Raw genomic sequence first — 7,719 nt, 5'->3', positions numbered from 1 at the left:
CTTTTTCGGGCTGTTGAAAGCGGAGATCGGTACCACGATCTGGGCATCCCGCGAGGCGGCTCGCGCCGATGTCTTTCGCTTCATCGAGGTCGAGTGCAGCCGCACCCGCCTGCGGAAGCATCCCGTCTACGGATCGTCACCCCGATCGAAACCAGGGCCCTGACAGCACAAGACCTCGCCCCCGCAGCGTAACCATCCGCTGTCCACGATCACGGGGGAACTTCACCCGTGTGCAAGATCCCGGGTCAAGGCCCCCGCGCAGGTTCCCCGGATCCTGGATGAAGCTAGGAGGGAACCCGCACGCGCGGCCTTCCAGCGAGACGGACCGACGTGCGGGTTCTTGTCGCCGCTCAGCAGGTGCGAACCGCCGGCTGCCCTGTACTTGTCCGTTGCCCGGCAACGGTTCCCTGTGTTTTTTTCAGTTCTTCCTCGGCCAGCTTCGCCAGCCGTTTACGGGCGCGGGACAGGCGGGAGCGCACGGTGCCGACCGGGACGTCGGGCACGGCCGCCGCCTCCGCGTAACCGAGTCCGGACCACACGCAGAGAGTGAAGACCTCGCGCTCACTGCGATTCAGTTTTTTCAGCGCCCTTCGTGCGGCGGCCAGTTGGTCGCCGTCGGCTATGCGGCCGACGAGTTCGTCGGCGAAGTCTGGGACGGTTTCCTCGGCGGGCAGGCGTCCCAAGGCCTGCCGGTGGCGGCGCGCAGCGCGGGTGGAGTTGCGCAGTACATTCACGGCGATACCCATCAGCCACGGGCGCGGGCTGTCGCCCTCGTCCCGCAGCTTGGCGCGTAGCCGCCACGCCTCCAGGAAGGTCAGCGAGACGATGTCCTCGGCGACGGTCCAGTCCCCGGTCACACGAACCGCGTGCCGGTAAACCAGCTGGGCGTGGTCACGGAAGAGCTCGCGGAACGCCTCGCGGTCACCCGCCCGTATCCGGGTGTGCAATGAGTAGTTCACGTCAAGCCTTGTCCAAGCGACAGCAGGGGTTCCCGTGATGTGTGTCACATTGTGGGATGATCTAGGATTTCGCGGAGGGGCGGAGGTGGCGGCGGCCACCACGGCGGCGGTGGCGGCGGCCCCCACGGCGGCGGTGGGTTCCACCACCACTCCGGAGGAAACCCCGGCATGTACACCCCGGGCGGTGACGGCTCCGGCGGGGGTGGCTCGCGGAACTCGGTGACCAAGTGGGTGTTCTTCGGGGCGCTGATGGTGTTGCTCATCGTCTGGCCGTTCTTCCAGCGCTGACCGGCCGGTGCCATACGAGTTGCACCGCGCCGGTACGTGTGCGGCGGGCCGGTGGCCCGCCGCACACGCGGTGCGTCACTCGACGCGAAGCACGGTCAGAATGCCGACAGACCGGCAGGTGTGCCGAGCCCCGTGGGGCCGTCGTAGCCCGGTTGGCCGGTGCACTGGTAGTCGCCGCCGCAGTCGGTCACGAGCACGTTGCTCCCACCGACGACATCGTTCAGGCCGGCGGAGTGCGCGTAGAGGTAAGACGCGTCGGGAAAGTGTTCGGGATGGCCGGCCAGCCCGATGATTCCGGCGACAAGGGGGGCCGAGGCGCTGGTGCCGCTTCCCACGCTCCAACCGTCCAGGCTGTCGTAGATGGCGACACCGGTGTCCGGGTCGGCGACCGCGGCGACGTCCGCGACCATACGGCCGGGGCAGTTCGCGTCGTGCTGCCAGGCCGGCTTGTCGACCCATGCCGAACACCCGCTGCCCGCGCCTCCCTTCTGCGAGTTCCACACCGTCTCGTTCCAGCCGCGCGCGTTGTCGGCCCGCTTCAGCGTCGTGCCGCCGACGGAGACCACGGAGTCCAGATCGGCGGGGAAGCTCGGCAGGCCGTAGCCGCTGTCACCGCTGGCGACGGTGATCGCCACGCCCGGGTGGGAGTAGGCCGAGGCGTACTTCACCAAGGAGCCCGATTCCGTGTCGCCATAGCTGTTGGAGATCTCGGTCGCGCCGAGCCGGGCCGCGGTGTTCTCCGCGGCGGCGAAGTCGGCGAACTCGGTGTCGTCGCTCTCCACCAGGAGGATGTGGCACTGCGGGCACGCGGCGGAGACCATGGCCAGGTCGAGCGCGGTCTCGCCTTCCCAGCCCATGTCTTCGGGCAGCGGGCCGGCTGCGCCATCCTGGTTCACCTTGCTGAAGCAGCCGTTCGCGGTCGTGCAGGCGGGGAGGCCGTAGGTCGTGCGGTAGACGGCGAGATCGGCTTCCGCGGTGGCGTCGTCACCGGCATCGACCACGGCGACCGTCTGTCCCGCGCCGCCCGTGTCCGGCAGGTCGTAGGCGGCGCGCAGATCGGCCGGGCCGTAACCCGCGGGCAGCGCGTCGGCGCTTCGCACACCGCGAACGCCGCCCGGGTCGGTGCGTATCTGCGCGTAGCACCGGGCATGGCCGGGCGCGGCTGTCGGACACACGTCATGCACCGCTGACAGCCCCGCTGATGCCTGCGGACCGGGGGCGGCCCCTGCCATCCGCGTCGTGGCGGTGGCGGGCGTGGCGGAGGCAGGCGTGGCGGTGGCGGGTACGGCGGTGGCGAGCGTCGCGGCCAGGATGGCCCCCAGCCCAGTGCCGACGCGGAGAAGTCTTCTCACTGGGCGCTCCCGATGCGGTAGGCGTTGGTGACGGTCTGGCTCAGCGTGTTACCGGCGGCGTCGGCGGCGGTGGCCCGGATCGCCGGCAGAACACCGCTGTGGACGGGGGAGTTGGGCCAGGACGCGACGTAGTCGCCGGCCGCCCCTGTGAGCCTCGCCTGCTGCCAGGTCTTTCCCCCGTCGTACGAGACGTCCACGGTCGCCGCGGTGACCGGGCTGTCGGAGCCGGCACCGTTCACGACCAGGTGATCGACCGTCAAGTGCAGCTGCTGCCGGGGCGTCGTGCTGGTGTCCGACAGGTCAAGACCGGCCAGGTCGTAGTGCGCGCCCAGCATCGGAAGCACCTGGCAGGGCACGGTCCCCGACCCGCCGTCGCAGTCGGACGCGCCGGCGCTCGGGGCGTCGGGCGTGTACTTCATCGTGAGATCGGTGTGGCTCGTGGTGCCGAGGCTCGAACCGCCCACGTCCAGGTCCGCGACCGCGCGGTAGGTGGCCGGGGTCAGCGGCTGCCCGGTGATCGTCAGCGGCGGAGTAGAGGTGGTCTCGCCTATTTGGGTGCCGTCGCGGTACGCGGTGAGGTGGTACGAGGCCGGCATGCCGAACAGGAGGACACCCGAGTGCCCCGGCCCGCTGTCACCGAGAGACTCCAGACCGATGTTCAGCGTTCCGCCGGCGGTGCACATCGCACAGGCCCGGCCGTTCCACACGGCGGTCGAGGTCGGGGCGACCGGCCCCTTGCCCCAGTCCTCGGTGTAGGCGCGCCCTGCGACGTACTGGTCGGCCGGACTCGTGAAGGTGACGTGGTCGGGCGTGGTCATCTCCTCCGACCAGGTGCCTTCCCCGGTGGAGAGGACGTAGTCGGTGAGCACCGTGCCGAACGTCGCCGGCCTGAAGGTGAGGGAGGGGCCGAACCCCGGATCGGTCAGTACGGCCGTCATGTTCCCGCTTGCCGAAGAGTATCCGGGAGACTTGTACAACCGGTTGCGCACAGTGGCCAGTTGGGCGGGCTTCGCCTGGTAGGACTCGTTCGCCGGCACCTTGTCCTTCGACACGAACGCCAGGTCGTACCCGTAGTCCGTGGCGGAGCCGCTCCACACCACCATGTTGGACAGAGTGCCGGTGGCGGGCGTGTCAACCGCGTTGACGTAGAGCGGAGTCGTTCCGCTGACATCGGCGGAGAACGTCATGGTGGCGCCGGTCGCGTCGGTGCGCAGCACCTCGTCGGACAGCGAGTTCTGGGTGGCCGGCCTCGGGGTCCCCACGGTGATCCGATCGGACGCGGTGGCCTCGCTGACGTTGAACGCGGTCACGCCGCCCGTGCCGGACGGCACCGTCAGGTCGTCCATCACGACCTGCCTGGTCGCGGTGGTGTTCCCGGCGGCGTCCTCGTCCTGGAACGAGGTGATCAGCATGTAGTGGCCTGCGGGTGCCTGGATGCGAGCGACGCCGTCGGAGAGGGGCACCTGGTCGGCCCATAGCCGGTCGAAGGAGTCGGTGTTGACGAGGGTGACGAGCGCGTTCGAGGCGGGGGCGCCGGTCAGGTCGGTGATGTTCAGCTGCACGGGGCTCAACGCGTACCGCGCCGACGTCGGCACCTGTGCCGACGCACCGGCCAGCGTCATGCTGATCAGTCCACGCGGCAGCGGGCCGGTCGCGTCCGTCGCGTTGCGCTGCCGCAGCGCCGTGCCGAACGCCGTGGCCGACTTCGAAGTCAGGTAGCCGACCGCGGTGTTGCCGCTGACCGATGTCAGGGTGACGCCCGCAGGTGCGATGGGCTTCTGGCCCGCCGCAAAGGAGAGGCGAACCGGAATCCGGCCGGTGTCGCTGTACGCGCGCAGTGCCGAGACGTCGAACAGCGACATGTCGAGGCCATGCCCGAGGAAGGGCACGGCCGTCGCGGGGATCACCTCCACGTCGCCGTCGGGCCGGCGTATCTCGCGGAAGCCGGCGTCGCGGCTCCCACCGACCGGCGTGTAGGTGATCCTGCCCTTGACCGACGTCACCATGACCCGGTCACCGGTGACCAGGGTGAGGGCGGCGGGCGCGGTCGTACTGGTCTCGGTGGGAACGGTTTTGGTGGTACCGGTGTTGGTGGTACGGGACTCGGTGGTGCCGGTGGACCCGCTGGTGCCGGTGGACCCGATGGTGCCGGCCTCGGCCGTGACCGCCGATGCCGTACCGGCCACGGCGACCACGGCTACAGCTGAGGCCAGGGTGAGTAGTCGCTTGAGCAGCATGCGTTCTCCGCACTTCTACGGCCCGTGACGGTGCATGACGGCCCCTGGCGGCCTATGACGGCTCGTCATGGGTCGCCATGGTTCGTCGCGGGATTCGGAATGCCCCGGCGCGACCGGCTGTCTGCCCATGCGGGCCGCGCCGAGGGCGAATGCGCTCAGCGTCGTCGTTTCATGTGATCGGCCTTGGGCCGGATGATCACCAATGCGTAACGGTGGAGGGGCTGTTGGCGTTTCCCGCCGCACGGCGGACGGGTCGGGCGGGCCCCGCGCCAGGCGGAACGGGCCACCCGCCCGCGCCACGCGAAGCGGGCCGGGTCGTGCGGGCGGTACGGCCGGGCGGAACGGGCTGGGTCGTGCGGGCGGGTCACCCCTGCCGGCTGAGGAACTCCCACGACCTCGTCCCGCGTCGCGAGGGACGACTGGGCTCCCGCGCGCGTGGTGCTCAGAGCCGCGGCGACCGAGGCCCAGCGGGCCGCCTCCTCAAGTGACCGGCCCTCCGAGAGTCCGACCGCGAGCGCGCCGCAGAAGCAGTCTCCCGCCGCGGTGGTGTCCTTCGGCTGCACGCGGAAGGCGGGTACGTGCAGGTGCGCGGCGCCCTCCAGCAGCAGCACACCGTCGCCGCCGAGGGTGACGGCGACCGCGCCCGCGCCGCGCAGCCTCCGGGCGGCGGCGACGACCTCGTCCGTGGTGCGGGGGACGTCCGACCCGGTGAGCGCGGCCAGTTCGGTGCGGTTGGGCACCAACAGATCGACATGGGGCGGCGGGGTCGAACCCTGCGTCACGGGCGCCGGGTTGTACAGCACCGTGCCGCCCGCGAGCCGGGCCGCGGCGTGGTTGGCCTCGTCCGGGACCTCCTGCTGGAGGACGGTGACGGCCGCACCCCGCAGGTGGGACAGGGGCGCCAGAGTTCGGCGTCCGGTGTGGTGCAGGGGCCACAGACGGGGGCATCGGCGGTGCCGGAGTGGATACCGCGCATTTGTCCGCAGACGGTGCAGTGAGCTTGGCGCCTGTCACAGCCGCCGCAGCGGGGCAGGCCGGTGAGCTTGGAGAGCGTGCAGGGTGCGGTGCGACCGCAGATCGAACAGAGCAGGATGGGCAGGGGACGGCAGTTCGGGCAGATCGGCCTGTCGGCGGTGTGGTTGCTGACCATGCGTGTCTCGCCGCAGACGATGCAGGTCTCCAGGTTCGCCGGGTCCTTGACCAGGCAGCTCGGACACAGTGGTCGCCCGTCGGCGTCGCGGGTGGCCGGTTCGCGCCGTGCGCCGCAGCGTCCGCATTCTTCGATGCGGGACTTGGCGATGTAGTTGCGGCAGACGCGCTGCCCGTCGAGTGGCTTGTCGATGCGGACGACCCGGTGGCAGCGAGGGCAGGCGGGCCGGACGATCCCAGCGACCCCGGCCTCGTGCAGCAGGTCGATGAACCGCAGGATGGCGCGATGTGGCACCAGGTGTCCCTCCCCTGTCAGCAGGCGAGGGTTTTCCTCCAGGGCCCAGACCACTCTCTGGCGATAGTGAGGACGGTGGGGTGCCGACCGGCGGAGGGCCTCGGCGACCGCATCGCCGTCGGCACCAGGGGCGATCGCGGTGATCAGTTCGTGGACGACCGCGGCAGAATCACGGTCGTCGTTGTCGGGACACATCTTGCAGCGGGGCAGGCCCTTGCGGTCGCGGAAGCTGACGCGTCGGACATTGCCGCAGGCAGTGCACTCGGCTCTCTCCTGCACGCTGTCAATCCCCTGGCTGCGTAGAGACGTTGGTTATGCGGCTCGGCCTTCCGGATCGGTCCGGGCTCGCGCTTCGTGGATGATCCGTTCGAACTCGGTGGGCGGTTTCCCGCCGGCCGCGCTGTGACGGCGTGTCGTGTTGTAGAAGTCCGCGATCCACGTCGCGGTCTTCAGCCGTGCCTCGGCGCGGGTGGCGAAGGTGTGCCGGTGTACGTACTCGACCTTGAGGACCGAGTGGAACGACTCCGCGGCAGCGTTGTCCAGCGCCGATCCAACGCGCCCCATGGACTGCACCACGCCCCATCTGCCGCACAGCTGCCGGAACGACGCAGACGTGTATTCCTATTCCCCAGGTTCAACCAGTGGATGCAACACCGGCTTATTTGATCGATAGTAGATGGTCGTTGAGGGCTTCGGCGGGTGTCTTCCAACCGAGGCTCTTGCGGGGGCGACTGTTGAGCGTGGCTGCGACCGCCTCGATGTCCTCCGCCGCCCATCGAGAAAGGTCGGTTCCCTTCGGGAAGTATTGGCGCAGGAGGCCGTTCGTGTTCTCGCTGGTGCCGCGCTGCCAGGGGCTGTGCGGATCGGCGAAGTAGACCGGGACTCCGGTCTCGATCGTGAACTGGGGGTGCGCCGACAACTCCTTTCCCCGGTCCCAGGTCAGCGATCGCCATAGTTGCCCGGGCAGGGTGCCGATCGTCGCCGCAAGGGCATCTTTCATCGTCACCGCGCCGTAACCGGCCAGCGGCGGACCGTTCTTGGTGGGGGGACGACGCCGTAGCCGTCCTGGCGGGGCAGGTGGACAAGCACCGTGTAGCGGGTCGTGCGCTCGACCAGCGTGCCAATCGCCGATCGCTCAAGTCCGATCAGGAGGTCGCCCTCCCCGTGTCCCGGTACGGCGCGGTCGTCGGCTTCGGCCGGCCGTTCGCTGATCAGCACCTCGGGCGTGACGTAAGCCCACGCCTCCCGCTTGGACCGGGCACGAGGCACCCGCAGGGCTCTGCCGGTGCGCAGGCAGGCAACGAGCTCACGCTTGAGCGCTCCACGGCCTTCGATGAACAGCGTCTGGTAGATCGCTTCGTGGCTGATGCGCATGGACTCATCATCGGGGAAGTCGACCTGGAGCCGGTGCGAGATCTGCTCCGGGCTCCATGCCGTCG

The 7,719-nt window shown here is 69.7% G+C and carries 6 protein-coding genes and 1 pseudogene; all 7 read right to left on the bottom strand.

The genetic code is table 11. The features are described from left to right. Window positions 1-350: 350 nt before the first annotated feature. Window positions 351-959, bottom strand: a complete 609-nt coding sequence (locus tag AB0G56_RS41825) for an RNA polymerase sigma factor (protein WP_360981494.1) — start codon at window positions 957-959, stop codon at window positions 351-353. 383 nt (window positions 960-1,342) lie between these two features. Then, window positions 1,343-2,599, bottom strand: coding sequence for a S53 family peptidase (locus AB0G56_RS41820; protein ID WP_360981491.1), 1,257 nt, complete (start codon window positions 2,597-2,599; stop codon window positions 1,343-1,345). Next, complete coding sequence (locus tag AB0G56_RS41815; protein ID WP_360981488.1) at window positions 2,596-4,836, bottom strand: hypothetical protein; 2,241 nt, start codon at window positions 4,834-4,836, stop codon at window positions 2,596-2,598. Before AB0G56_RS41815 ends, AB0G56_RS41820 begins: the two co-directional genes overlap by 4 nt. A gap of 155 nt (window positions 4,837-4,991) precedes the next feature. After that, complete coding sequence (locus AB0G56_RS41810; RefSeq protein ID WP_360981499.1) at window positions 4,992-5,723, bottom strand: PfkB family carbohydrate kinase; 732 nt, start codon at window positions 5,721-5,723, stop codon at window positions 4,992-4,994. Next, window positions 5,615-6,559 carry a hypothetical protein gene (locus AB0G56_RS41805; RefSeq protein ID WP_360981485.1) on the bottom strand — a complete coding sequence of 315 codons (945 nt, stop codon included), beginning with the start codon at window positions 6,557-6,559 and terminating at the stop codon, window positions 5,615-5,617. Before AB0G56_RS41805 ends, AB0G56_RS41810 begins: the two co-directional genes overlap by 109 nt. A gap of 33 nt (window positions 6,560-6,592) precedes the next feature. Further along, entirely contained in the window at window positions 6,593-6,853 is a 261-nt protein-coding gene (locus tag AB0G56_RS41800; RefSeq protein WP_360981497.1) for an integrase core domain-containing protein, read from the bottom strand. An 85-nt stretch (window positions 6,854-6,938) separates the two neighbouring features. Beyond that, window positions 6,939-7,719: pseudogene (locus AB0G56_RS41795) on the bottom strand (IS30 family transposase); the annotation flags it as partial.

This window comes from Streptomyces sp. NPDC021356 (assembly GCF_040641015.1).
Taxonomy (GTDB): domain Bacteria; phylum Actinomycetota; class Actinomycetes; order Streptomycetales; family Streptomycetaceae; genus Streptomyces.
The sequence above is the reverse complement of the archived record's forward strand: the minus strand, read 5'-3'. Positions and strand labels throughout refer to the sequence as shown.

Bases quoted from the DNA above. Each gene is read 5' to 3' on its own strand.
- AB0G56_RS41815 (WP_360981488.1), bottom strand. From the start codon at position 4,836: ATGCTGCTCAAGCGACTACTCACCCTGGCCTCAGCTGTAGCCGTGGTC.